Source organism: Plesiomonas shigelloides, from assembly GCF_900087055.1.
Taxonomy (GTDB): domain Bacteria; phylum Pseudomonadota; class Gammaproteobacteria; order Enterobacterales; family CAMTGL01; genus Plesiomonas; species Plesiomonas shigelloides.
The window spans coordinates 1064336-1088354 of sequence record NZ_LT575468.1 but is presented as its reverse complement, the minus strand read 5'-3'; the positions used below and the strand labels follow the sequence as shown (position 1 = coordinate 1088354).

The 24019-nt window shown below is 53.8% G+C and carries 17 protein-coding genes and 3 tRNA genes; 6 read left to right on the top strand and 14 right to left on the bottom strand.

Features of this window, described 5'->3' with window-relative positions:
- Nucleotides 1-72: 72 nt before the first annotated feature.
- The gene (locus NCTC9997_RS04780; RefSeq protein ID WP_064977450.1) at nucleotides 73-1497 is read right to left on the bottom strand and encodes an NAD-dependent succinate-semialdehyde dehydrogenase; all 1425 of its coding nucleotides are present in this window, start codon (nucleotides 1495-1497) and stop codon (nucleotides 73-75) included.
- 334 nt (nucleotides 1498-1831) lie between these two features.
- Here NCTC9997_RS04780 and NCTC9997_RS04775 point away from each other — a divergent pair, with 334 nt between their 5' ends.
- Together NCTC9997_RS04775 and NCTC9997_RS04770 are read left to right on the top strand one after the other, a co-directional pair.
- A complete protein-coding gene (locus NCTC9997_RS04775; protein ID WP_064977449.1) occupies nucleotides 1832-2947 on the top strand; it encodes a DUF4097 family beta strand repeat-containing protein in 1116 nt (371 codons plus the stop codon).
- 58 nt (nucleotides 2948-3005) lie between these two features.
- Nucleotides 3006-5597, top strand: a complete 2592-nt coding sequence (locus NCTC9997_RS04770; RefSeq protein WP_064977448.1) for a toxin-antitoxin system YwqK family antitoxin — start codon at nucleotides 3006-3008, stop codon at nucleotides 5595-5597.
- Nucleotides 5598-5755: 158 nt separating this feature from the next.
- On the opposite strand, the gene NCTC9997_RS04765 is transcribed toward NCTC9997_RS04770, so the two are convergent.
- Nucleotides 5756-6346 (bottom strand): molecular chaperone TorD family protein, encoded by a 591-nt coding sequence (locus tag NCTC9997_RS04765; RefSeq protein ID WP_010862089.1) that lies wholly within the window; start codon nucleotides 6344-6346, stop codon nucleotides 5756-5758.
- 249 nt (nucleotides 6347-6595) lie between these two features.
- Nucleotides 6596-8260, bottom strand: coding sequence for a C45 family autoproteolytic acyltransferase/hydolase (locus tag NCTC9997_RS04760; RefSeq protein WP_082935476.1), 1665 nt, complete (start codon nucleotides 8258-8260; stop codon nucleotides 6596-6598).
- A 449-nt stretch (nucleotides 8261-8709) separates the two neighbouring features.
- On the opposite strand from NCTC9997_RS04760, the gene NCTC9997_RS04755 reads away from it, so the two are divergent.
- A complete protein-coding gene (locus NCTC9997_RS04755; RefSeq protein ID WP_156669239.1) occupies nucleotides 8710-9213 on the top strand; it encodes a hypothetical protein in 504 nt (167 codons plus the stop codon).
- Nucleotides 9214-9461: 248 nt separating this feature from the next.
- Here NCTC9997_RS04755 and NCTC9997_RS04750 read toward each other — a convergent pair whose 3' ends face one another.
- From NCTC9997_RS04750 to NCTC9997_RS04720, 7 genes are all read right to left on the bottom strand, one after another.
- Nucleotides 9462-10829 (bottom strand): cation:dicarboxylate symporter family transporter, encoded by a 1368-nt coding sequence (locus tag NCTC9997_RS04750; protein WP_064977445.1) that lies wholly within the window; start codon nucleotides 10827-10829, stop codon nucleotides 9462-9464.
- Nucleotides 10830-11304: 475 nt separating this feature from the next.
- The gene (locus tag NCTC9997_RS04745) at nucleotides 11305-13863 is read right to left on the bottom strand and encodes a glycoside hydrolase (RefSeq protein ID WP_082935475.1); all 2559 of its coding nucleotides are present in this window, start codon (nucleotides 13861-13863) and stop codon (nucleotides 11305-11307) included.
- 120 nt (nucleotides 13864-13983) lie between these two features.
- The gene (locus NCTC9997_RS04740; RefSeq protein WP_178088344.1) at nucleotides 13984-14934 is read right to left on the bottom strand and encodes a DUF2861 family protein; all 951 of its coding nucleotides are present in this window, start codon (nucleotides 14932-14934) and stop codon (nucleotides 13984-13986) included.
- Nucleotides 14934-15605, bottom strand: a complete 672-nt coding sequence (locus NCTC9997_RS04735; protein WP_047708209.1) for a response regulator transcription factor — start codon at nucleotides 15603-15605, stop codon at nucleotides 14934-14936. The genes NCTC9997_RS04740 and NCTC9997_RS04735 overlap by 1 nt, the downstream gene beginning before the upstream one ends.
- Nucleotides 15602-17191 carry an ATP-binding protein gene (locus NCTC9997_RS04730; protein WP_064977443.1) on the bottom strand — a complete coding sequence of 530 codons (1590 nt, stop codon included), beginning with the start codon at nucleotides 17189-17191 and terminating at the stop codon, nucleotides 15602-15604. The genes NCTC9997_RS04735 and NCTC9997_RS04730 overlap by 4 nt, the downstream gene beginning before the upstream one ends.
- A 299-nt stretch (nucleotides 17192-17490) precedes the next feature.
- Nucleotides 17491-17907, bottom strand: a complete 417-nt coding sequence (locus NCTC9997_RS04725) for a hypothetical protein (protein ID WP_039046319.1) — start codon at nucleotides 17905-17907, stop codon at nucleotides 17491-17493.
- Nucleotides 17908-18593: 686 nt separating this feature from the next.
- A complete protein-coding gene (locus tag NCTC9997_RS04720; protein WP_010862098.1) occupies nucleotides 18594-18914 on the bottom strand; it encodes a heavy metal-binding domain-containing protein in 321 nt (106 codons plus the stop codon).
- 265 nt (nucleotides 18915-19179) lie between these two features.
- Between NCTC9997_RS04720 and NCTC9997_RS04715 the strand changes: the two genes are divergently transcribed.
- The gene (locus NCTC9997_RS04715; RefSeq protein WP_156669238.1) at nucleotides 19180-20277 is read left to right on the top strand and encodes a GGDEF domain-containing protein; all 1098 of its coding nucleotides are present in this window, start codon (nucleotides 19180-19182) and stop codon (nucleotides 20275-20277) included.
- 56 nt (nucleotides 20278-20333) lie between these two features.
- Here the strand turns inward: NCTC9997_RS04715 and NCTC9997_RS04710 are convergent, their stop codons facing one another.
- The 4 genes from NCTC9997_RS04710 to NCTC9997_RS04695 all read right to left on the bottom strand — a co-directional run bounded on the left by NCTC9997_RS04710 (nucleotide 20334) and on the right by NCTC9997_RS04695 (nucleotide 21899).
- On the bottom strand, nucleotides 20334-21350 hold the full coding sequence (locus NCTC9997_RS04710; RefSeq protein ID WP_064977441.1) for a tetratricopeptide repeat protein: 1017 nt from the start codon (nucleotides 21348-21350) through the stop codon (nucleotides 20334-20336).
- Nucleotides 21351-21606: 256 nt separating this feature from the next.
- Nucleotides 21607-21682: transfer RNA gene (locus tag NCTC9997_RS04705), tRNA-His, on the bottom strand.
- Between the two features lie 47 nt (nucleotides 21683-21729).
- Nucleotides 21730-21806: transfer RNA gene (locus NCTC9997_RS04700), tRNA-Arg, on the bottom strand.
- A gap of 16 nt (nucleotides 21807-21822) precedes the next feature.
- Nucleotides 21823-21899 (bottom strand) — tRNA-Pro (locus tag NCTC9997_RS04695).
- A 230-nt stretch (nucleotides 21900-22129) separates the two neighbouring features.
- Here NCTC9997_RS04695 and folD point away from each other — a divergent pair.
- Nucleotides 22130-22987, top strand: coding sequence for a bifunctional methylenetetrahydrofolate dehydrogenase/methenyltetrahydrofolate cyclohydrolase FolD (gene folD / locus NCTC9997_RS04690; RefSeq protein WP_010862101.1), 858 nt, complete (start codon nucleotides 22130-22132; stop codon nucleotides 22985-22987).
- A gap of 117 nt (nucleotides 22988-23104) precedes the next feature.
- Nucleotides 23105-23989: an ion transporter gene (locus tag NCTC9997_RS04685; RefSeq protein WP_064977440.1), complete on the top strand. Its 885-nt coding sequence runs from the start codon at nucleotides 23105-23107 to the stop codon at nucleotides 23987-23989.
- The last annotated feature ends 30 nt before the right edge of the window (nucleotides 23990-24019 follow it).

The following is a 24019-nucleotide window of genomic DNA, read 5'->3' as shown; positions in this document are numbered from 1 at the left end:
AAAACACGAACGGGGAGCTTAAGCTCCCCGTTTTTTGTGCAATCGGTTCTTTTGTGCAATCAGATTTTCCGCTCACATTCCCAGCAGCACGTATTTGGTTTCCAGATAATCCTCTAAACCGTATTTCGAGCCTTCGCGGCCTTGTCCGGACTCTTTCACCCCACCAAACGGCGCCACTTCCGTTGAGATGATGCCACGATTAATGCCCAGCATGCCCACTTCCAGCTCGTCAACCAAACGCCAGATCCGCTTCATATTCTGGGTGTAGGCGTAACCGGCCAAACCGCTCAGGGTGTTATTGGCACGCACAATCACTTCATCGTCATGATGGAAGCGGAAACAGGCGGCAATCGGCCCAAACGTCTCTTCTTGCGCAATCAGCATACTGTCTTGCATCTCACTTAATACGGTAGGAGCAAAGAAATTGCCGCCCAGCGCTTTGCCGCCACAGCGCAGCACCGCGCCCTGCGCCAGCGCATCAGTTACGTGCGCGCTGACTTTGGCTACCGCATCGGCATTAATCAACGGGCCAATCTCGGTGTGCGGGTCTAAACCATTACCTACCCGCAAGCGGCTCACCGCTTCCGCCAAACGTGAGGTAAACGCCTCATACACCGTATCGTGGACAAAAAAGCGGTTCACGCACACGCAAGTCTGGCCGGCATTACGAAACTTGGCGGCCACCGCCCCTTCCACTGCCGCATCAATATCCGCATCGTCAAATACGATAAACGGCGCGTTACCGCCCAGCTCCAGCGAACATTTTTTCAAGGTCGGCGCGGATTTTTGCATCAGCATCTTGCCCACTGCGGTGGAGCCAGTGAAGGAAATCTTCCGCACTTGTGAGGATGACAACCACACCTCGCCAATGGCGCGCGCATCGCCGGAGATCATATTCAGCACGCCATCGGGCACGCCAGCTTGCTGCGCCAGTACGGCCAGCGCCAGCGCACACTGCGGCGTTTCTTCAGACGGCTTAACCAGCAAAGTACAACCGGCGGCCAGCGCAGCACCGGCTTTACGGGTGATCATCGCCAGCGGGAAATTCCACGGCGTAATAGCGGCGACAACACCAATCGGCTGTTTGACCACACAGATACGGGTATCGGCCTGCACCGAAGGAATAATATCCCCGTACACTCGCTTGGCTTCTTCGGCAAACCACTGCAGGAAACTGGCCGCATAACGCACTTCGCCCCTAGCTTCTTGCAGGCTCTTGCCCTGCTCTTCACTCATCAACACCGCCAGTGCTTCGCTGTTATCCAGCATCAGCTGATACCAACGATACAAAATCTCGCTACGCTGAGCAGCAGGCAACTTTTTCCACGCCGGTAACGCCTGCTCCGCGGCGGTCAGCGCTTGGGCGGCTTCGGCTGCGCCCGCAAACGCAACCCGTGCGCGCACCTCTTCAGTTGCAGGATTAAACACCGGATAGGTATTTTCGGAAGCAATCCACTGCCCACCGATAAAATGGGATTCTTTTAGCAGGTTATTCATCACGTTATCGCCCCATTGTTCTTCTGGCTGAAAATAATAATTTGTATAATAAAAGATTAGGCGTTCGCAGAGATAGCGCTGTTGAAGAGTTCTGTTGTAAGGGAAGATGAGTGCCGATGGATTTTTCTGCTGCGGCTGCCGCCTGTTACCCCGCCCAACATGCCCTGTATCGCACATGAGGCCCACCAACCCAATAGGGCTAGGCTGCCGATATAGCGCCGCGATTCACACACTGTCACGGACATCATCACAGTACATACACGCGTTATACCCTAGCAGGCCACTTTGTTTTTGGCTCTGATCGGTGCCGCAGTATCAGTTAAGGATAATCAGGATGTTGCCATCTTTCGTTGGTCACCGGTCGTGCCGGTCACTCAGTTTGCCTCGTTTGTCTTATCCGGTGCGCCGCGCATGGCTTGGCATTGCCCTCGCCGTCAGCAGCGTGCCCGTCTGGAGCGCCGAGCCGACCACCAGCACACCGCCTGCCGCCAGTGCTTTGCTTCCCGCCAGTCAAGACATCAGCTGGCCAGCCGGTACCCCGCTGACCATCGAGCTGGAAAAAGGTCGCTTAAGTGTGATTGGCCGCGATGACGATAAGCCTACTGTCACCCTGACCATCGACTCCATGGAGCTCACGCGCCCAGAAAACGACCCGGCGCGCAAGTTGTCAGAGCTACCACCACTGGTGCGCGAGGTACGCATCCAGCCCGAGGGCAAAGGCCAGCGCGTGATTTTACCGACGCCGCCATCACTGGATCTGATGCAAGTCAGCGGCGTTCATGCCAACTTGAGCGTTCCTAAACACTTTACCGGCGTGCTGAATATCCGAGGCAAGCTGGTAGATCTGGATCTGCACTCGTTCTCCGGTACTGTATCGGCCAGCACGTTGAGCGGTAAAACTACCGCCCGCGATTTGCACGGCATTATCCATCTGTACAATCAGCTCGGTAGCCTGCAAACCCACAATCTGAACGGCACCCTGCGTCTGCAACAAGCCGTAGGCGCACTTACCGACACCGCCAGTCAAGGCAAGGTCTCTTATAAGGTTATCCGCGGTCAGCTAACGGTGGATAGCCAAGCCAACGAGATCAGCATCGAGCAAGTTGACGGCACGCAAAAAATCCAAACGACACAAGCCACTCGCTTGAGCGATAACCTGCAAACCGGTCAGGCCACACTACTGCTGCCCGCCAGCCTGCAACAGGGCGATATTCAGACCGTCAACGCCGCGCTGTCGATACAAGTCGCGCCAGAATTTGCCGGTACGATACAGCTCAATGGCGGCGCCGGTGGCGACATCGTCAACCAGCTGACCACTGAACAAGCGCAACCTATCCATCTGCCATTGCCAGACAAAGCCCTGACGCTACAACGCGGCGCTGCCGATACCAAAATCACCGTCAGCACCATCAACAGCACGATCACGCTGCTACCGGCACAGGCACAGTGAGATGTCATCACGCGCACCAATTTTACGCATGTCCGTTTTTAAGACAGGGAAAAGAATGATGGATACCCGATTAGCGCGCAGTCGCCCGCGCGCTCACGCTCGCTTGCTGTTTGTCAGTGGGCTGCTTAGCTGCATCGCCCCGTGGTCGGCGCACGCGGCGCAAGAGAATACGGCTGACAGCGCAGTGAACGCCACCGCCACGCGTGCGCTAACCGCGCCGGCCAACCACCCAGCAACCAAGTCAGAGCCTCCCTCGTTCGACAGTTTGCTGCAAAGCAAGCCGGTGCATGGGCCGTTAACGCTACCCAATAGCGATGAGCAAGCGACGCTGGGCTTTTATCAGCAAGGTAATCAGGTCTACGCCCTGTACAGCCGCCCCGATTATCAAGATGAAAGCCAGACCTATCACGATCTGATTGATAGCTTTACCGATGCTCACATCACCGCGGTATTTTTCCAAGATCTCGATGGCGGCGACAATAATGAAGTGGTGGTGATGTACAAAGATAAGCAAGGTCAACACCTGCGCGCCTATGCCATGATGGATGGCAGCTATATCCCGCTCAACGCCATGCAATCCAAGCTCAATGCGCTAGCGCCCAGCATCCAGCCCTTTACGGTAGCTGCCAGCCGCAAAGCCTTGCGCACCTTACAACCGCAAGATTACCGCGTCAGCTATGACTTACCGGCAGATAGCCCATCGGATATCAAAGCGCTGTTACGTGGCGAACTGCAAAGCCCCGCACAACCGGCCGGCTATCTGGATGAGCAAGGCTACCCTGTTGATAAGGCCGCGATCGCCACATTTGCCATTACTCGTTATCCAGCACTGACGCGCTCCGTCACCACCGCCGATGGCCGAGTCCTGACCTATGTGTTAACCCAAGTCTTAGCCCGTAACGGCGGCTGTCAAGGTGAAGATTACAGCTTTAACACCTTGAAAATCGGCTATATGCGCGCCGACCTCCCGCCCGCCATATTTGACTACGACGACGAAGCGTCATTAATCAACCATCCTCCGTCGCCCAAACCAGAATACGACGGCCCGTATCTGCAATTCAGTGTCACTAACTGCTATGCCATGCCACAGGAATACGGCAACTACGTGCAAGGTAAACAGCAAGGACGCTGGGAATCTGTCTATCCCGACGAAGGCATTTTGCAATCCGCCGGCAACTATGTTGACGGCCAACGCCAAGGCACTTGGACCGAATGGGATGACGCCAGCAACAACAACTGGCACGGCCAGTATAAAGACAATTTCAAAGAGGGATTATGGCTGCTCACCACCGATAGCCAACCGCCGGTGGTGCTGGCGCGGGAAAATTACCGTCATGGCCTGCGTAACGGCCCTGCCGAACGCTATACACAGCTTGCCGAGGATGATGCACCAAGCTCGGCGAACACCGCCAATGCGCTGCGGTTGATCTATAAAGGCGAATACCGCGATGAGAAGAAAGTCGGTCATTGGATAGAAACGGTCGATGGCAAACGCCAAGAGTCAGACTATCAGGATGACGTCCTGCACGGCGTCCAGAAAAAGTATAACGCGGACAATGTACTGATCCAGCAAAGTACCTACCAGCATGGCCAGCTGCAAGGTGAAACGCGACGTTTTTATTCATCGGGGCAATTATTGCAAATAACCAATTACCAGCAGGGTCAACCGGTGGGCGAAGAGTTTTATTTCTATGATGGCCAAGTCAAAACCGGCCCATTACGGTCTTGGCAAAACTGGAAACTGATCAAACCGGCTGACCCCAATGCCCACTGCGATCCGCAAGACGAAGAAGAGTGTACTCTGGCTGGCAAGCCACGCCCCGTCAGTATTCTCTTCGGCGAACAGCGCGAATATGCGGAAAACGGCCGCCTGACATCTTTGTCTTACCAAGCGGGGGAGACCAAAGAAGGCAATGCCTACCGCTTTAATGATCGCGGCCAATTATACGATGTGTCGGCGTATTATCACGGCAAACAGCAAGGCCTCAGCTCAGGCTATGACGTCGACAAAAAAGAGCCCCGTTTGGTGCGAGTCATGTCGCAATGGGACAACCGGATCTCCGGCGTGAGTTACGGCTTTGATAGCAATAAAAACAGCCTGCGCTACATCGGCCAAGCCTGTCAAAAACCGGATGAAACCTATGCCGGCCAGCCTTATCTCTGGGATAACGCCGGCGCCAGCTGTGGCTCACAATTTACTTTCCATCCGAACGGACAGGTAGAGCGGATCACGTGGAAAGACAGTGACTGGGATATCACCGAAGTGGTCTACGGTGAAAGCGGTGACCTCGGATTCGAACTGCGCTATGCGGGCAATAATGTCTTTTTTAAAAACCGCTATATGACGGGCAGTAAGAGCGAGTCTATATGGATTACCAAACTGACCAGCCCTAAGACCCGTACCGAGAAAGGTCGCACCTTTAGCATACCGGTCAACTCCGATAGCGACGGGATTGGCTATAAAAAATACTATACCGATGGTCGTCTACTCGATGAGTCCATCTTCAACGGCACCGACCACCACTGCTGGCGGCGTTACGCCAAAGACGGCAGCATCGAAAATAGCAACAACAATTGTGACGGGGTCCCCCCATTGACAACAAACCCAGCAGAGACTGCAAACTCAGCAGAGGCCTCCGTCAGCCAATAAACGAGCAGCGCACATAAACGCGACCTAAAAATCAGCGATAAATTGCAATAAATCGCACAAAACAAAAAGCGGCCTTCGTATCTCGACGTGCCGCTTTTTTATCCTAGTGCATCATTCAGGTCTACCAGCGCCGGACGCTCGGTTACCGCCCGCGCCCTTTAACGGTACAAACGGATCATCGGCAGACAGATCTCCAACTGATACTCCAGCTCCGCTAAAAAACCGCCTAATATCCGCGACAGTGCGGGGTAAAAATCCCCTTCGGTGGCCTGCTGCAACAGCTGCACAAAGCGCCAACTCCACGGCAACAGATGCTCACGTAACAGCTCAATGACCGCCTCTTCGCGCTCTTGCTCCAACAGATAGGCCAGCGTCAGCAGCATCAGACCGATGTGATCTTCCGGCTCACCGGCAGTGTGGTGCAATAACAGTTGCTGGGTCTGCAAAAAAGCGCGATAGCGCCGAGTCGAGGCCGCATCCAGACGGTTTTCCGCATCCTGATAGACCGAGCCCCACGGCGGAACCGGTGCCAAACCCTGCTCCGGTGCGGTAAACAGCACCCGAAACGAATAGGCTTTATCTTCCGTAGTCAGGTGCAACACGCGACACCAATACGGAACTTCATCTTCCTCGGGCCAATCGGCCAATTCCGGCAAGCGGGTCAACGCCGCCAAAAATGGCTCCGCTGCCGCCGAGTCCGGCGCGTAATACAACAATCCACCCAGAATGCGGGCTACACTGGCACTCATAACGGCCCCTGCTCCTGTAGGCATCAGCGGTAACGATGTCGGCCTGATCCGCCTTTGCGTTACCGGCACTCCTGTCCGCAGCGCAGTTTCCCGCTACGGACAGACTCATCCTTGTATTTGAACATCACTCTTGTTAAATAAGCCTCCGCCATCAGCGGCGCAGAGCTTTATTCGTATTACCTTACGTCAGACCCTATTTTATCTGCAACTGGGCATAGCAACATTTTGCTCACATACCGCATCAGTTGCTCATTCTATAAACGGCATGCTCACCCACGGCTCTGATGGACGACTTTTCAGGAAGTCACTTTCCCATGCCCACTGCTGATGCGCCCGCAAAAAAGCCGGTGCATCAAAGGCATGCCCATTCGCCCGCCCAAAGCGCGCAATAATCGTCAGCTGTTTAATATCCTGAGCATCGGCCACTTTACCGTCGACAGAGCCCGCAGGTTGATACGGCACATTCCACACCGCATTCGGGTCTGACACATACGGTTGTGGATCTTTATCGTACTCAGCACAAATATCACGTGATGACGGATGATCGGCTTTATTCAGGTAGACATCGTAGGTGTCGGCCAACATCGCTTTACCAACCTCGGTATTGATCTTGCCGTCATATTTTTCCATCAGCTGGATCCAGCGCAAACGGCGCGCGCCCTCTTGCTGACGGATATCGTTGTAATCGGAATCCGTGCCTTCGATATAACGGATCCGTGGATCTGCCGAGACGTTTTCACCGGTGTAATAGCCTGACGCTGTCTCGTTAAAATACTGGTACACCCGACCTTGGCCAAACTTAGCAATCCGGTTGTTATTAATATCGCCAATCAACCAAGTATTCGCATAACCGCCGTTATTGCCCTCTTGCATCAGCTGCACCCACTTATCAATGTTGGGCGCATACTGCGCAGCTTGCCGTACCCGAATAAATTCAGGGATCCCGCCCGCACTCCAATCTGACACATTGGCAATAGTGGTTTCGACAAACGCCAGCCCAGCACCGGTTTCCCAAAAATCGGTACCAGACTCAATCATGCCCGGCACAGTCTGGAAGGCCATCTTGTAGCCTTTATCTGGCGTGATATTCAAAATCACATTATCAAATTGCCCTGACCAGAAATCATCGAACGTTTCATGCCCAATCACGATCCCCTTGCCAGCGGTGGCCTTACCGGTCGCCACAAAGGCGCTGCAATTACCGTGCGCCTCAGCGCGCAGTGCGGGCGCAGCCAACTGCCCCAGATCTTGCTTGTTCACACTGGGATAAGGCGACGGAAATTTCGAAGCATTAATCAGCCCCGGCTCCACCCACTTGCTGTACTCTTGCATCCCCACCGATGGCCACCAATAACCGGTCAGCTCAATCAAATCGTTCCAAGTGACAATGTCATCCAGCGAAACCTGCAGCCCCGCAGCGCTCAGGCCATCGGCCACCCCTTGCATCTCTTGCAACAACTCGGCGGGGATCTTCCCTTCGGTCTGCTCTATCGCCGCTTTTTTCCACGCGTGATAAGGCACACCGGAGGTTAAGTAGGTCATGCTCCATAACCCTTTCCACGCCGATTTAAAATCGGGCGCAATCAGATAGCCATATTGAAAACCACGGGCATAGGGCTCGCCTTTAATCCCCACATGCCACCAACCGGCTTTTTTCTCTAACTTGCCACCTGCCAGCCATTTTTTCTGCTGTTCTGTCAACGCCTTTTGATACAGCTCACCGGCCACCGGCAGATTAATTTCAGCCGCCGATTCAGGCGGAATATAGTTCTCTTGTTGTTGGTTAACCTCAGGCGCTGCCTGCGCAGCTAATCTCGGGGTAGCTAAGGCCGGAGTGGCCAGCATCAGGCCGGCCATGCTCAGCGCTGCCGCCACTGATCCGGCCAACCGAGAAATTCGGTGATTTGCATTCATGTTCAATAACTCCCTCTGCGTGCCCACAGGCACAGCACATTACGTGGAAAGACGGGGCGAGATCTGAATATCACGCTACTGCGCATGACTATGCGCGCATAACCGGCAGGAAATCCTGTGCCGCACCATGTACGAATGTAAGCAGACACACAAACTGTGTCTGGTCGCCGAGGGAAAAGCCAAGCAAAAGAAAATAAAATCAAAGGGATGAAAAGCAAAAAGCGGCTTTTATTTGCAACGCAGCGCTATCTGCTGAAGCACAATCCCACCACTTTCACAGATAACAACATTCTGTTGCAAAAATAAGCGAAATGCGCAAATCTCATGCAGAGGGGCCACGCATCAACCATACTTAACGCTAGGCAAACCGACAGCCAGCAGCGTAATCGGTGATAGATAGCGTAAGCCCATTCACGGACGAATTTTCCTCTTCGATAGGCGGTGTGACGATGCAGACAGTATCTTTCTCCGTTATGTCGCAAGCTCTTAGCCTGAGCGCGACAACACAACATATCCGGCATGCAAGCGTACGCGGCTTGGCGCGGTGTACCGCTCTGGGGCTAGCCTTGCTGGCATGCGCGTTACCGACGTATGCCGCAACGCAAAGCGATGCCAGACAAGAGCGAGTGCACTATGAGTGCGGCGTATTTACCCCACAAGCGGTAGAGGCTACCTATCAATACAGTGAGAGCGGCCCACAGCACGTGGTGTTACGTTATCAGGGTGAAGAGTTGATATTGCCCTATGTCGAGCGCAATGGACGCGTACTGACTTTTATCAGCGAAGGACACAAGTGGGAAGTCGACTACCCGCATCCTGCGGTCCCCGGCCCACTGGATAATGGCCGCCTATCACAGCGCCAGCCACATCAAGTCAAAGGCTGGCTCTTGGCTATCGAACAGCCATTGGAGCGCGAATGCATGGCGCATACCCAAGTTGCCACCAGCGGGTGAGATGAACGCCAGTACTGGCTAAGCGCGATCTTGTGCGCTGACGAGAAAATTGGCCGCGGATCTCAGCGAGTATCAATCAAGCGCATATGAATTACAGATGAATAAATAGCTCAGCCAAAAACAACCACGCCGCAGTCAGAACTCCCAACTGCGGCGTTTTTTTATCTTTAGCGCATGTATTTAGCCATGCGATTTAGCATACCTTGTGACCACAAGGATTATTGCCTCAAAGGTTATTACGACAAGAGTTATTGCGACAAGGATTCGGCCTGCTGGGGCGTGGATGGCTCGATATTCAGCACCCGATTGGCAATGGTTGCCGCCATGATCGACCCATTCACATTGAGCGCCGTCCGCCCCATATCCACCAGCGGCTCGATCGCCATCAACACCCCCACCAGCGCAATCGGGAAGTTCAGCGCCGACAGCACTATCAAGGCCGCAAAGGTACCGCCACCACCAACGCCGGCCACACCAATCGAGCCCAGCGCAATCGCCGGTAACAACGTGGCTAAAAACGCCGGATCGAGCGGGTTAATCCCCAAGGTTGGCGCAATCATCGCCACCATCATCGCCGGATAAATCCCCGCGCAGCCGTTTTGCCCCATGTTGGCGCCAAACGACGCGGCAAAGTTAGCGATACTGTCTGGGATCCCCATACGTTTTTGCGCTTCGATACTGAGCGGAATCGACGCGGCACTACTGCGAGAGATAAAGGCAAAAGTCAGCACTGACCAAACATTTTGCAGATAATGCAGCGGATTTTTCCCCAGCAGCAACAAAATCAGCATGTGCACCACAAACATCAGCAACATCGCGGCGTAACACAAACCGATAAAACTCAGCAGGCTCAAAATATCTTGCAGACGGTAATGCGCCACCACGTTGATCATCAGTGCCATCACCCCATACGGAGTCAGGGCAATCACGGTGCGCACCATCTTCATCACCCACAGCTGCACGGCATCAATGCCTTTACCGATCAGCGCGCCTGCCTCCGGCTTATCATGGCGCAGTTGCAACAACGCCACCCCAGCCAGTACCGAGAAAATCACCACCCCAATCACTGACAATGAACGGCTACCGGCCAGATCGGCAAACACATTGGTGGGGATCAGCGATAACAACAATTGTGGCAGACTCAAATTCTGCACTTCTGCGGCGCTGCTTTGCAGCTCAGCGCTATTTAGCCCGCCGTGGCTGAGCAGCCCTTGCGCGGTCAAACCGCCAAGCGAGGTCGTCAGCACACCGACAAAACCGGCGATCATCACCAACACCAGCATTGCCGCAATCACCACCGCGCTGATCCGCCCCAGCGAACGGGCATTTTCCAGCTTATTAATGGCCGACAAGATGGAAATGGCGATCAGCGGCATCATCACCAACTTCAGCAAGCTGATGTAGCCGCCTCCAACAATTTTCAGCCAGCTCAACGCCAGCACGACCTGCGGATCATCGGCGCCAAAGAAATACTGCATGCCGGCACCAATGGCGACACCCAATACCAAACCGATTAATACCAGACGGGATAATTTACACTCTGCGGCCTGCAGTTTGATTAACAGCCAGCAGCACAATAGGAAAAGGATACAAACAGAAAGGGTTAACCAGGGCATGTTACACTCGAAATAGCCTTGCAGGTCAATACTGCAAATTATTCATTACCATAAGAGTACCGTGTTCAACAGACGGCACTACCTGTGCTTACCGCCGCGCTAATCGCGCAGGCGGCTTTCTGCCCTACTTGTCGAAAGACGAAATAGCGAAGTCGAAATTGGCAAACCCGAGAAAAAACGCATTTATCTCTCGCTGCTGTATACGAATAACATCGCGGTAAGGCAGAAATACACGCCGGTAGTTTATTCCTCTTGTTTCACATAGTCACAATAAAAAACAATATAAACAGGACGATAAACCAGCGCTAACCCTACTAAAAATTAGATAACTAGCATATTGCTCGATAAATAGCCGCCAAACAGGTATGTATTGGCCTGTGTTTGGGCGGCTATTGCGTTTTTATCGTGGGCACAGATAGGCAACACCAATGCCGTTTTTCTAACGGCAATTCATTCTGCGCACGATAATGCGGCGTTACTGCGATTTTCCCTTTACCGCCTGCGACTGCCAGCGAATTTGCTCACCGGAAGCCAACTGCGCCAGTACACTGAGTGGCGGCAAGGTGTTGCCCGCTACCTGCTGCGCTTGCTGACTAAAATTGGCGGTAATCAACGAACCATCACTGAAACGCGTTTGCTGAACTAGCCCATTGGCGGTCAACCAGCGCAACTGCTCCAGTTGCTTATCCCACAGCTGGCGGTGCAACGGTAAAAAGGCTTGCTGGTAATGTTGCAGCGCCTTAATCCGAACACTGCCGGCTTTCGCCGTATTGCGATTTAAGTGCACCATCGGCGGCGTGTTGTAGAGCATCGCGGTGATATCACGCCAGCCTTGCACATCACTGAACTTCAGGCTGTCGCTGTGCCAGTGGTGGCTGCTGATGATCTCGTCATGAAACACCGCTTGATACAGCGGTAATCGGTATTGCGGCGCAAACAACAGCTGCTGATACGGCGCTTTAACCTGTGCCGGACGAAAGAAAAAGTCTGGCTGATTATCCGGATACCACGCACCGAGAAAATACGGCGACTGACGATTTTTGGTCATCTCCGGATCGCCCCAGCCAAACCCGACCGTCTCCAGACCATGAGCAAAGGCCAAGCCACGTGCCGTCACCGCATTGCCGTCTTCCGAGCCAGTCACCCAGCCTTGCGCCGCGAGCCATTGTAGACGCGCGTTAAAATCTGCCGCCATCACACTGGCATGCTGATCCAACGGCGGCTGCGCGTTTGATTTTGACTGCCCTTGTGACTTGTCTTTTGTCTTCTGTTTTGACGCGAGAGCGCTGCGTGAACGGTAATCATTCAGCGCCATGCCAGCGGCATCGACATCCATAAACAGGCTATTAAACTTGCCAGTCTGCATCAGCGCCTTCACCCGCGCCTCGGCATACGGACGGATACAGCCCGGATTCAAATAACTGCCCTTACCACGAAACCCCGGTAACGGCTGACCGTCGGCTTGGATAATACCGCAGCGTTGGCGCCACGCATCGGGGATCTGCGCGCTCAACCAACTGTCATTAACGCCCGCCGGAATGGCCGTACCATACGAGTCATAACTGGCCAGCAAATATCCTGCCGCCCGCCCCGCCTCAACCACCTGCGGCTGATAAAACGCCGGCATCCAGTTATCCAGACCTAACCACAGATGAGTTAATCCTGCTTGTTGCAACGCGGTCAGCATGCCCTGACTCAATCCGCTGCCCCACAAATTATCAGCCAGCAACCAAGCACTGGCGTGCTGGCGCAGATAGGCACGCCGTTGCTGCGCCGCCTGAAATTGTGCCGCGATACTCTGCGCGCCTTCCGCGCGCGGTAATGACACCGGAAACTGCGCATTCAATGCTTGATTAAGCGCCTCGACCAACACCCGGCGCGTATAGCGATTGGCCGGCTCTTTTGCGCTAGCTAGCGGCGTCAGCTCACGTCGTGTCGCGGCATCAAGATGACGGGCTAATTGCGGATCATTGAGCAAAAAGGTGGCTAACGCGGGCCAGTTGGTCACATCATCCACATCAATCAGATCGCGTCCAAACAGGTAGACGTGCGAGGCACCGATTAATTTGGCCACCTCGGGGTTAGCAGCAATCTTGGCACTTAGCGGCTCGCGCAGACCAACCTCTTGCCGCCACTGCCGATAACGGCGCGCACCAGACAGCCAATCATTGCCGGTATGCAGCAAAACCGTCAGCTCGGGAGCCGGACTGAGCGGGTCAAAACGATGCTCAGCTTGCATCGCCACGTTGCCATTTTGACGGGCGGCAAATGCCAACTGATTATCAAACGGCGTCAGTAAAATCAGACTGGTATAGAGCGCAGCGTTTGCACTCGTTGTGGTAGCGTGAGTTGTAGTGGTTGCCGTAGCGGCCGTATTCGCCACACCTATATTGGCAGCCCCTAAATTAGCCAAACTTAAGCGCAGCGTCCAAAACGGGAGTTTCAAATCTTGAGTGGTATTGCTGCCATCGTAAGATTGCTGCAAAAATGTCGCCCAGCGCCGATCGGCAACCGGCACCCGCATCCCTTCACTAAACGGCAACGCCAGCTCACTGACCTGCGGTGCAAGGCTAAACCAGCGCAGTGTTATGGGTGCAGCCTCTAGCGAACGCGCGCGCACCGTCAATCGCACATCACCATCTTCACTGCGTGCTTCGACTACCGCCTGTGGCCACTGCCACTGCGCCCGTGTCGCTTGTACCTGCAACGCGCTGACCGCGCGCTTTTCACCCCCATCACTCACCGGATATGCGACAGGCGCATCTTGCCCTGCCGCATCTGGTAGCCAGCTAATCGCCAAGGTCTGAGGTTCAATCAGATACTGACCACCGGTTGCCGGCAAACTGATAGCGGGTTGGATAGGCTGCGCATACAGCGGCTGCGCTGCTAACACGCCACTTATCAGCAACGCGGCAGTACGCCAAGCTGAAGGACGCAAAAATAAAAGTCGCAAAACTAAGCGCGACGGTATTTTTCTGGCCGGTACCAACAGTGAGCCGGCACCAAGCAAGCAGCGCAAAGAGATAGACAACATGACGATATTCCTTGTAATAGGCGATACCACCGTATTACAGCGCATGCCAACCGGCCAATTGTCATCGCAATGTCATCAATGCACACTCGCGTTACTCATCACGTGCTGCATGTTGCTGTCTTACTGCTCCCCTTGCGCGCTGCGCACCCAGCGTAGCGGTAAGGTCAGCCGCTGCTGTTCGGCAATGCGCAATTGCCCTTGATAGCGGGTCTGCGTCACCACCGCACTCAGCCACACCGCCTTGGCGGGGATCGTCTCTGGCAATTGCGCCGCGCCCTGCGCATTTAACCGGATCGGCCACGGCGCACCGAGCAGACGATATTCTGCATCAAACCACTGCCACTGCAACGAGACCGCCGGACAGCTGCGTACCGTCACTGGCGGCGTCAGTTGCAGTCGATTACCCTGCCCGTCCAACTGCACCCAGTGCTGCTGCGGCCACGGAGTTAGCAAAATCGACGCCGTCCCCGCGCTTGGCCCCGCACTTGGCGCCGCGACGACTTGCTGCTCCGATGGGTTCGATGACTGTGCAGAGCGCGTGATCTGATATACGCCAGAAGGCAGTGGTGCGGAAAGCTCAGTGCTTTCTAACTCGATGTCCTCGGCCTCTTGCTTGGCGTGATTAGCCACGCTCACCGCTGCCGCGTCCGGCATCAAACGAACGGTTGTCGATGCCCCTTCCAGCCGCATCGCCTGATCCGCAGCACTGCTCCAACGCACCTGAAATGCTTGATGCTCCCCGCTGCTACGCTGCTGTAACGATAAGCTGGCCGGACTTTCCGTCACCGACGGCAACAAACGGCCACACTCACTTTCTTCCAAAATCGCCTGATACAACGGCTGCCAAGCGCTGACCGGAACCGACTGCGCACGCACCGCCGACAGCAAATACTGCCACGCCAGCGCACTGTCGCCAGCGGCCAAGGCTTGATAGGCCGGCGTCAAAGCGCTCGCAGCAAACCAGCTACCGGCAAAGCCACTGTCGGCACGGGCATTCAAGCTGCTGCCGAGCACGCCAGCCAACAGCAGCCCAGTCATCACTGGTGACCGAAAAGTCTGTCGGATTCTCATCATCTCTCCTGTGCATCTGCGGGATTCAGGCGATAGCCCATGCCGCGGACGGTATCAATGTGCAATAGCGGCAACTTGCGGCGTAAATTCAAAATATGGTTATCGACCGTGCGGGTCGACGGAAATGCCTCATACCCCCACACCAGATTCAGCAGTTCATCGCGATGAAACACGCGCCCGCACCCACGCAGCAGCAGCGCTAACAAACTGAACTCTTTGGGTTTTAATGCCACTTCCTCGCCATCAAGCCACGCTTGCTGACGAGCCAGACTCACCGTCAGCTGCTGCGGGCCAACCCGATATTGCAGCAACACTTCACCGACCGGACGCAGCTGCGCACGAACGCGCGCCAGCAGTTCAGCGGCGACAAACGGTTTGAGCACATAATCGCGCGCGCCGGCTTGCAAACCCGCGATCCTGTCTTCCACCTCGGTGCGCGCAGTAAGCACGATCACCGGCAGCGCCTTGAGCGACAGCCAATCCGGCAGCCACTGCAGACTATCGCCTTCGGGCAATTGGCGATCCAGCACCACCAAGTCGGCGCGCATCCAGCACTCCGCCACATCTGCGCAGCGACGCACCCAGCTCACCTCCAGCCCATCTTGTTGCAAACAGGCCGCCACCCCTTCGCCCAGCGGAACATCATCTTCCACCAGCAGTATCCGACTCATCGTGGTAACTCCAAGGTATAGCGGGTTGGACGGCGCTGTACGCGCAATCGTCCGCCGGCGCGTTGCATCATGCGCCGCACCAAAAATAGACCAATCCCCATGCCTGATGCGTGCGATGTGGTTGTACTCGAGATAGCACGCGACGCTCCCTCACCCGCATCTTCCACCGTCAACGACAAACGCTGCGCTGATAATTGCACCCGCAAGGTAATCGGTGCACGGCCATGCTGCAGAGCATTGCGGATCAGGTTATCCAGACACAAGGCCAGCCAATAGGCTGGTACTGTCACCAGCTGTGACTCAATCGCCGCCGAGTCGACATCGACAGTCAGCAAATCGGTGTATTTCTCGGTCACGCCTTCCAGCCACTCATCCAGCAACACAGTCTGCGTCGGCCAACGCGCCCGGCCGGATAAGCTTAAAAACTCGCGACTGGTTTGCGTCAAACGTGCCAAGCGCGCCCCATCACCTAACGCACGCCCCAACGCCAGCTGGCCCGCCGGAGACAACGCGGCATACTCATCGCGTAACGTCTCGAATGCGAGCGCTAAACTCGCCACCGGAGTGCGCAGTTCGTGCGTTAATAATTGCAGCACAAAGCGGCGCTCCTGCGAGGCCCGTCGCCGTAACCACAATAAACGCGCCACCCACAAGGCACACAGCGCCAACGCGCCCCACAGTAACCAACCACGATTAAAGCGCGTGGGAGCTGGCAGCACACACAGCGCCCCCACCGGCAGCGGACATTGTGCCACGCTATCGCGCGCCACCAGCGTAATCCCTGCTTGATGTGCCAACGCCTGCCACTGTGCGCGCTCAAGTCGCTTAAGCCCAACTGGGCTGCTCAGCCACAAACGCTCGGCACTATCCAGCACCCAGCTATCGCCACTGAGCAGCAGATCGCGCTGCGCTGGTGCTAATGACGCCAACGCCTGATGCAACGGATGCGCGCTGTCGTCGACACTCAACCAATTGGCGTACTCTGACCGCAGCGTTGCCATGGGAGCCACAAGCCCCCGCGCCTGTAACCAGCGCAGATAACGATCCGCATAGCTGCCACCGGCAGGATAACGTAGCGGCGCTTGAGTCAAAAAGGGGCGTAATTGCGCTGTCGATAAAGGCTGGCCCTGACACAGCGCCGCCTCAAAGCGATACGCCTTATCCAGCCCAGCAGGCAACGTCACCGGCGAGGTATTATCCATTGTCAGCGGACAATCACGGCTAAAACGGTAGAGCGCGCGCAAGGTAGACCAACCATACTCTGACGTCATCGGATACCGGCTACCACTTAGCAGCAGCCCCTGCGGAAACTGATTCAACGTCTGCTGCGTCACCACCGTGGTCGCATGACTCTCGGCGCGCTGACTAAACTGCTGCCATGGGGGCAACAAGCGTTGCGCCAGATTATCCCCCTCACCGAGATGCACGGCTGGTGCGGCTAACGCGCTAATCGGCAAGCTGAGCGCCCAAAGCAGACCTAAGATCCCCAACAGAGCCGACTCCCAAAACATATTGGGCAACGTATAGCGTGCGCGGGCATACGTCCATCGCGTCCAGCGGGTTTGATCGCGGCAATCCTCAGCCATCGCTCACGTACTCATAAAAAGAAAAGAAAATTATACGCATAAATTGATGGCAACGGCAGGCAGCTCTCTCGCCACAGCAAGGCGCAGATCCAGCCCCTAGGCAACAGACACGCAAAGCACAACGAAAAGGAAAGGGATGAATAGAAGAAGCAGCAGAAGAGAGAAAAACGAAAGCCGCCCTAAACAGGACGGCTTTTATTGGGAGAAATCGGCTTTGTTGAGCACAGTGTCAGACACTGTTACCACCATCCGTCTCACCGTTGCGGAGAGTGCTCGTCGGGATGGTCGTCGGTCACCAATCACATTACCTCGGCAAAGCAGTTAGATTCCATTTTCTTAGCCACAGCAAAAACCTGACCTTTCGCGGCATGCGGCTTTAACTGTGCCAGTTCACCATCATTCAGCGGATGGGTTTGCTGATGATCTGGGTGTGGCTTGGACACAGTCCACTGATGCTCACCACTGCTAAATACCAGCGTCTTGCCTTGTGCTTGATTTACCGGCAGTACCAGCTCTTGATCCGCATACTGCAGAGTCACCTGAGTCACTTGATCACCGGCATAGTGATAAGTCGCATTCACTGGGTTTGGATTAAACACCCCACAGCTGTACTGAACTTGCTGTTGAACCACTTCAACGTTTTGCGCACTGGCCGGAGCCGCCGCAGCCAGCAGCATGGTCGTTGCCGCAGCCAATACACTCATATTCATCGTCATGTCACATATCCTCATCAATTAATGTCTTCATTACAGGTTCTACACCACCGTCAGACCGCTATGGCCAATAACGCAAATGGTGTCGAGAAACATATTATAAATTGAATAATTACGCTCAATTTATGAATACATATTTATTTATGAGGTATAAGACATCAAGTAACTTAATGTAACAAAATGTTTCCTTGGGTTTTATGGTGTGATGGAGTTCACAAAACAAAGAGTGGTTAAAATGAAATATGATTGAAAATCAATCAATTAAATCTGAATGAGCGATCTGTGCTATTTTCTACCCAATAAAAGAAATCACAGTAATAGACACATGGTCACGCAATAAAAGTGAATTTAAATGCTATTTTTAGCCGTACATACTCACAAGCAGCATACTAACCGCACCCACACAAATTGCATACATATTCGTTACTGATATTTCCATTTATGACAGGCCAGCGCGATTTACCGTGTAATACCGCCAGCAACAGCACAAACCTAAAAGACGTAAAAGCCAGAAAAAAGGGAAAGGGAAAGGGAAAGGGAAAGGGAAAGGGAAAGGGAAAAATTAGCGCACAACAGCTGACCACCAAACCCACACACCGTGCAGAATCACAATAACGCCCCTGTCAGCTTCGCGCGCCTAGGGGCAAACCCGCCACACAAGCACACCTAAGCGTGCCTGACAAAAGAGATCACTCGACCCGTACCGCGGTTCCCGTAACACTGACCATCAACATCCCACCATCTTTACCGACGGTTTCATAATCCACATCGATACCCACCACCGCATTGGCGCCTAACTCTGCCGCCTGTGCATTCATATCGGCGAACGCCATTTCGCGCGCTTTACGCAGTTCATCTTCATACGCACCAGAACGGCCACCGACAATGTCACGGATCCCCGCTAAAAAATCCTTGAAGAAATTGGCCCCCAAAATCGCCTCTCCGGTGACAACGCCGTGATAAGAGCGAATAGTGCGCCCTTCCAATGAAGGGGTGGTCGAATTAATCATCTGCATACTCCTAAAATACCCTCTTGCGGCATTTATCATGCGCCATAATTTGGCATTACACCACTGCGGTTAAAACACCTTGGCTTATTCCATTGTAAAGCCCGTTTTATAAACGACATACCGCATTATTCTTATGCTAGTTTAACTATGGTTAATAGTTATTAGCAGATACTGGTTAATGTCTAACGCTGCGCATTATAAAAACACAATGTTGCATAATTATATAAATAAACGCTGATCTCAGCGGTATATCAGAGAGGTTACCGTGAAAAGAAAAAAGAGATCATTTCTTCTCAGCGCATTCGCCATCGTGTTGCTGGCCAATACGATTTATTTTCTTATTGGCCACACCCTACTCAATGATAACGACAGCCTAAAAATTAAAATTGACTCTCTGTTGCAAAAAACCATCCCGGCCTTAAATTTATCCGGCTCGTTAATGATGTCGACCGACGAATTACGCTATGCCTTATTAGATCTTCGTCTGCAAGGAAAACCGTCTGCCCAGATCCGCAACAGCAAAGAGCAACAAGCCGTCAGCACCGCCATTACTGACTACTATCCGCTGATTGAATCCACCGAAGAGCACCAAATTTATCGCCGCCTGCAAGATAACTGGCTCCTGTATCTCGATGGTCTGAACGAGCAGGTGCAAAGCGAAACAGACTTTCTCCGCAGTATCGATTACCTGCGCAAAATCGATAATCTCAGTTACGCCCTAGTGCAGAAAAATAATGACTATATTGGCGAGATCCGCTCTCACGAAAACCAATCGCATTTAAAAGCCGCACAACTGTTTGGCTATGGATTTATTTTTAATCTCATCTTCCAAGCGATTGCCGTCACCCTGCTGTATCGGCTGTATATCAGTAAAAATGACGCCATCTTATCCGCTGAAGTTGACCCACTAACCGGTTTGTATAACCGCCGCAAAATTGCGCGTATCTGGGATAAAATCAACATCCACAACAGCGCCATTGTAGTACTGACCGATATCGATTTTTTCAAAAAGATCAATGACACCTATGGCCATGATGGCGGAGACTTTATTTTGCGTGAGGTTGCCTTGCTATTTCAGCAAATTATTGGCGAGCAAGGCGTGATAGCCCGCGTCGGTGGAGAAGAGTTTGCTTTTTTATTCAAAAAACATACTGTCAATCAAGCCTTTGCATTAGCCGAACAGATTCGTGAGAGCGCCGAACAGCGCCAATTTGACTATAACGGCACCCCAATCCAGCTAACGTTATCCTTTGGGATTGCCCGCGCCACCAGCAAACATGATAGCTTTGAAAAAGTGTACTCAGCAGCGGACCGTCTGCTGTATCAGGCTAAACACAGCGGCAGAAATCGCGTCTGCCGCTAAAAACGCCATGAGCCAGCGCAGCAAAGGCCGAATCAATACGTATCCGCCCTAGCCCCTTACGAAGCTTTGGCTTCAAAGCGCAGCAAATATTGCTGCGTCAAACGGCGCGCATCCACCAACTGGCTTGGCGTCATCTCTAACTCCACATCTTCGCGAGTCGCCAGCGCCCCTTGCAAACCATTAGCACCCGCCACCGATAACCACGCATACGCCTGCACAAAATCGGTCGACGTGCCTTCACCGTTGGCATACATCAACGCCAAACTATACTGCGCATCGGCATCATTTTGCAGTGCCGCTTGCTGATACCAGTACACAGCTTGCGCATTATCCTGCGCAACGCCCTGACCGGCGGCATACCACAGCGCCACGTTGTATTGCGCCTGCACATCGCCTTGCTCAGCCGCTTGGCGATACCAATCAAATGCCTTTTTATCGTCGCGCCGGATCCCTTGCCCATTAGCATACATCGCGCCCGCATTACATTGCGCCACCACATCACCCTGCTGCGCCGCTTTCTCATACCAATACAGGGCTTTTTTGGCATTCAACGGCACCCCGCGCCCCTGTTGGTAAAGGCGAGCTAAATTATTCTGCGCCTTCGCGTTACCTAGCTCGGCGGCTTTTTGGTACCAATCACGCGCCAGTTCATCATCTTGCGCAACGCCCAAACCGTATTCGTAGGCACTGCCCAGATTGTACTGTGCCAGCGCAAAATTCTGCCGCGCCGCCTTCTGATACCACAGCACAGCTTGCGCCGGATCTTGCGCCACCGCGCGCCCCACACTGTAGAAAATCCCCACATTGTACTGCGCTACCGGCTCGCCTTGGTTCGCCGCTTGCTGATACCAGTACAACGCCTGCGTATCATCTTGCTCCACGCCGACACCATCGTCATAACGCACAGCTATCGCAAACTGCGCTTCCACATTCCCTTGCTTAGCCGCCGCCAGCGCCACCGCAACGGGCTTTGGCCACCATGGGTTAATCTGCGCCTCTTGTTCGGCATGCGCCACATTAGCCTGCCCCAGCGTTAGCGCACTGAGTAACACCGAAAGCACTCGTTTTTTCATGAGATCCCACTGCTTTTATTTTTTTGTCAGACAATATTTTATCGTGGTAACAGCCTGATCGCTGATGCTTTTCCGTGGCAAACGCCGTTATCTGCCGGTGAAAACGGCAAAACGTTAGCCAGATCACAGCTAAAGACAGAAGACCGAATTATCAGGAGGATATGTCAGAGATAGAAAAACAACGTGAAGAAACACAAGGAATCGTAAATATATAGAGGGAAACACAAAGAAGAGATTTGCAAGGAAGCGAGAAGAATGGGGTGGCTGATGGGGCTCGAACCCACGACAACTGGAATCACAATCCAGGACTCTACCAACTGAGCTACAGCCACCACTGAAGGTGTTTTTTGGTACTACCTTTACCACTGGCGCGGTAAAATGGCGCACCCTACAGGATTCGAACCTGTGACCCACGGCTTAGAAGGCCGTTGCTCTATCCAACTGAGCTAAGGGTGCACTCACTATTGAATAGTGGTCGGTGAGAGAGGATTCGAACCTCCGACCCACTGGTCCCAAACCAGTTGCGCTACCGGACTGCGCTACTCACCGACTCTCGCCACGCATCAATAATCGAATACCTGACTTGATAGGGACGGGATTATACTGAGATGCGGTGGCGAGTCAAAATGTTTTCGCCCCGAAAGCGACTAAATGCTTAAAACTCCAGCAAGAATATGATTTTTTGTGCAGTCTGGTTTTAAACTATGAAGTCTGCTGACTCTTTTGCCTGTTTCTGACACAATACGGCTTCCTTAAATGTGTGGGAGATCGCAGGTCTGATGGCTGGTATGATTATTGATGGGAAAACGATTGCGCAACAAGTCAGAGCGACAGTTGCCCAACAAGTACAACAGCGGATTGCACAAGGTAAACGTGCCCCCGGATTGGCAGTAGTTCTGGTCGGTCAGGACCCCGCCTCCCAAATCTACGTCGGCTCTAAACGCAAGGCCTGCGAAGAAGTCGGTTTTGTGTCCCGCTCTTACGATTTACCGGCTGACACCACCGAAAGCCAACTGCTGACCTTGATTGACGAGCTGAACGCCGCGCCTGATATCGACGGCATCTTAGTACAGCTGCCCCTGCCTGAAAGCATCGATACCACCAAGGTCATCGAGCGTATCCATCCCAACAAAGATGTGGACGGCTTCCACCCGTACACCATCGGCCGTCTGTGCCAGCGTATTCCGACGCTGCGCCCTTGCACCCCTGGCGGCATCATGACCTTGATTGAAAAAACCGGTATCGACACCTACGGCATGGAAGCGGTGGTCGTTGGCGCATCGAATATTGTCGGTCGCCCTATGTCACTGGAGCTGCTGCTGGCCGGTTGCACCGTCACCACCACTCACCGCTTTACCCGCGATCTGGAAAGCCACGTGCGTCGTGCCGACCTGTTAGTCGTGGCGGTGGGTAAACCACACTTTATTCCGGGTGATTGGATCAAGCCAGGCGCAGTCGTGATTGATGTGGGCATCAACCGCCAGCCAGATGGCAAAGTGGTGGGCGATATCGATTTTGCCACGGCCAAAGAGCGCGCCGCATGGATCACTCCTGTACCGGGTGGTGTCGGCCCAATGACGGTGGCGACGTTGATGCAAAATACCCTGCTGGCCTGCGAGAAATACCACGACCAGTAACAGCATTGCACTGACACGCAAAAAAATCGGTCATAATTAACATTTCGTGCGGGTTAATTTGCATTAACCCGCGCTTTGCGGCATCAAGAAGCCCTTGCAACCGCTGACGGATGTTTTATGTCTGAACCACGTAAATTTCGCCACCGCCTGTACCGCTTTTTATTCGATGCTTCGCGCCCTTCTGGCCGCGCCATTGAAATACTGTTGTTCTTTGCTGTGCTATTCAGTGTCGCCGTACTGATTATCGGCTCCACACTGGAGGCCGGCTCACCGTGGTACCGCCCTTTTATCTTTTGTGAGATTGTCTTCAGTATCCTGTTTAGTCTGGAGTATTTGCTGCGTCTGTACTGCTCGCCTAAGCCGCTGCGCTATGCCAAAAGCTTTTACGGGCTGGTCGATCTCATCTCTATCTTACCGGTCTATCTGTCGCTGTTCTTACCGGGCGCGCAGTACACCTTGATGCTGCGAGTACTGCGTATTTTCCGCTTGTTCCGCATTCTCAAACTGGTGCGCTACATGTCGGAAGCCAATCTGCTGTGGCGCTGTTTGATCCAAACGCACCGTAAAGTGATGGTGTTCTTTGGTGCGGTCGGCCTGATGGTGTGCCTGTTCGGCAGCTTGATGTTTGTGGTCGAAGGGCCGACTAACGGCTTTACCAGTATTCCAATGGGCATTTACTGGGCTATCGTAACTCTGACTACCGTGGGTTATGGCGATCTGGTGCCACACACCCCCGCTGGGCGAGTGATAGCCTCACTGGTGATCTTGATTGGTTACTCGATCATTGCGGTTCCTACCGGCATCTTGACCGCGCAGCTAACCGAAGAGCTGCAAAAGAACAAAGACCGGATCCGCTGTAACAGCTGTCATCGCACCGGCCATGATGCCGACGCGCTGCACTGTAAATTCTGTGGCGACAAACTGCCGCATAGCCATCATCATTTAGCGCATGAGGCCGCGGAAACCGAACTCGCCGCACAGAACACGCCGCGCTCGGTATAAATGCCGTTATCCCGTTGTGTTTTACGCGCA